The 2,586-nt window shown below is 53.2% G+C and carries 2 protein-coding genes; both read left to right on the top strand.

Translation table 11 applies throughout. The annotated features are described in order from the left end of the window. The first annotated feature begins 1,207 nt into the window (after positions 1–1,207). Complete coding sequence (locus DXC67_RS10210) at positions 1,208–1,834, top strand: DUF1648 domain-containing protein (RefSeq protein ID WP_117638280.1); 627 nt, start codon at positions 1,208–1,210, stop codon at positions 1,832–1,834. A gap of 551 nt (positions 1,835–2,385) precedes the next feature. After that, the gene (locus DXC67_RS10205) at positions 2,386–2,559 is read left to right on the top strand and encodes a ribbon-helix-helix domain-containing protein (RefSeq protein WP_199408993.1); all 174 of its coding nucleotides are present in this window, start codon (positions 2,386–2,388) and stop codon (positions 2,557–2,559) included. Positions 2,560–2,586: the final 27 nt, after the last annotated feature.

Below are 2,586 nucleotides of genomic sequence, written 5' to 3'. Positions count from 1 at the left end.
GACGGGGGCGAGGCGAATGGCTGAGCGGTATCGATATGCGGGTTCAACGGTATTATATTGACCACATAGATTATTAACTTGCATTTCTAACAGTTAAGGAGACGGGTGCTTTCCAGCACACTCCTTCGATGATGCCTTCCGCTAGTTGCTATGCCGGTTTCAGCCAACAAAGAATGTGCCCGGGCGCTCAGGTTCACCGTTAGCGTTGGCAACATATGAGATGGGCCAGACCCTTGCCGCGCGCCGATTGCGCGAGAGGTGTCGGGCTCCATGTTTATTCCACCTGCTTGTTATCAACCAGCTTCGTTCAACGTCAGACATTCAAGATGTCAGACGTCGAACCTGCGCTAAAGACGCAGCTGGGGCTACTAGTTGCCTACAATCGCTCGCGAAGCTCACCTGTTCGTGCGTGAATGTCTGACAGCTCCGTCAGACATTGTCGGACATTTGATTGTTCGACAAATGCGCACGTGGTCGCGTTCGCAAAGATAACTGAACGGTCGATGGGTGCGTTGAGACCGGAGCAAACGGCGGATGACAGAAAAATGGCCTCACAGAATCGCACCCATGGTTGATAAAATTGACCGCCCGGGCGCAAATACCCGGGCGGTCAATTCATCCCCTCGTTCGCGATCCTGTTGGGTTTTGGGGCTTTGACATGTTGTTGACGGATGGATCAGCCGTACAGCTTGATCTCCCGGGGTTCCATGTGGTCGTCCCCCAATAAGACGTCCCTGATGTAGCCCTGCGGCAGGAACTCGACGGGCAGCACTGGGTCGTCGACGTAGCCGGGCACTGGGAGTAGGCGTGGCCTTTGGACATAGCGTGGCCGCCTGCCGGCGGTCGGACTGCCACTTCAGCCAAAAGCTCAGGCGCGCGCATTAAAATAATGAATATATCGCTTGATAGGCTTTTGACCAAGCATGAACATCGCAGGTAAATCCGTGTACCAATTTTTGGTATACGAATTTACCTGCGGTTTACTGAAAGCTCTGACATGCACTGTCGACTTCATTAAAATCGATTGCCGATCAAGTCTTCCTATATATGCGAGCCCTGAGAAACTGCGCTGTGAACCTGAGACTGCTATCGATCGGCCCGGTGCACCGGGCCGCTGTCCTCGAGCCGGCATCAGCTTGCCGGTCTCAAAACGTATACTTGATTTAAGGCGGAGTGGAATGTGGGCGCGCAAGGAGATGCGGAATCGATGAGAGCCTCAAAAAAAATTACTGCAGTGTTATCATCTTTCATCCTCTCTATTCTTCCATTTCTGATTCTATGGGCGGCTTGGTCAGTCCTCCCTGATACAATTCCCGCTCATTGGAGTGGGGGTGTGGTTGATCGATGGGGTAATAAGCTTGAATTGCTGGTTGTTCCGCTGTTTTCCCTGATTGGTTCTATTGCAATTTCTGTGTACCTTATTGTTTCCACGCGGCGAAGAGAGTTCGCGGATTTCTCTGTTCGAATGCGACGGGACTTTGTTGCGTGCTATATTTCTAGTCTTCTTTTATCGACAACCTGCTCAGTGATAATTGCCGTTTGGGTTCAGTTGATTCTTACGCAAAGCACTGCGGTTGATGGGGGGCTTGGACTATCGATCCTGTATTCCCTTCCCGGGCTATATGTGATCTTGTGCGCTTTGCCGCCTTTTTATGCGAGCGGCGAGAGCAAAAAGGCAGAGCGCCTGATAACAGTTCTTATTGGCGGCGCGGAGATTGTTCTTTGTGGAATAGTGCTTGAAGGTTCGGCTGCCTCTTATGCGATGATTGGACTGATGATTCTGTTCTGTGCGTTTGAGATTGTGTCACTGGTAAGGGATAGCCGGTCCTTATGAGTTGAATTACGCGCGTGCGGATATAAAGGGTGGCATGTTAAATTTGTTGAAAACTCTGACATGCGCTGCCGACTTCATTAAAATCGATTGCCAATCAAGTCTTCCTATATATGCGAGCCCTGAGAAGCTGCGCTGTGAACCTGAGACCGCTATCGATCGGCCCGGTGCACCGGGCCGCTGTCCTCGAGCCGGCATCAGCTTGCTGGTCTCAAAACGTATGCCGTCCGGTACGACCAACAGCCGAGTCTTGCGCCCAGTTCGAGCAGCGCCAGAGCCCCGTGCCGGAACCCACGCAGCCGATGGCAGGGGAATTCAGCCGCGGCCATCGAGGAGCCGACCCAGGGACGGCGCCCCCAGTCCTCGAAAGATTTCCACCGCCCCCTACAGGCCTGGATTGATTTAACAGTTGATTTAATCTGGCTGAACAAGCCGAGCATGGGCCGGTTGACAAAATGTAAGGTAAAATAGCAGATACGACCGTACGCCGGTGCGGGGTTCGGGTGATGTGATAGAAAGTAATACACGTATTACATCTAACCGGGAGGTGCATCATGGCAACCGCCACCGCAGCCCTGAGAACCCCCGAGGACCTCGCGAACAGGTACGACCGCCTGGCGAAGTCGACGGGCCGCACGAAAACCTTCTACATGACGGAGGCGCTTGCCGCAGAGATAGGCAGGCTCGAATACGAGTACGGCCTCATGAATTATCCGGGAAGCGTTTGATTGCGAGGCACGCCGGTGTGGGGGCCT

The organism is Collinsella sp. TF07-1, assembly GCF_003437235.1.
Classification (GTDB): Bacteria; Actinomycetota; Coriobacteriia; order Coriobacteriales; family Coriobacteriaceae; genus Collinsella.
Note: the sequence above shows the minus strand (reverse complement) of the source record. Positions and strands in the feature narration are given on the sequence as shown.

What these genes read in the sequence shown, in the direction of transcription:
- DXC67_RS10210 (WP_117638280.1), top strand. Translation starts at nt 1,208, where the DNA reads ATGAGAGCCTCAAAAAAAATTACTGCAGTGTTATCATCTTTCATCCTC.
- DXC67_RS10205 (WP_199408993.1), top strand. Translation starts at nt 2,386, where the DNA reads ATGGCAACCGCCACCGCAGCCCTGAGAACCCCCGAGGACCTCGCGAAC.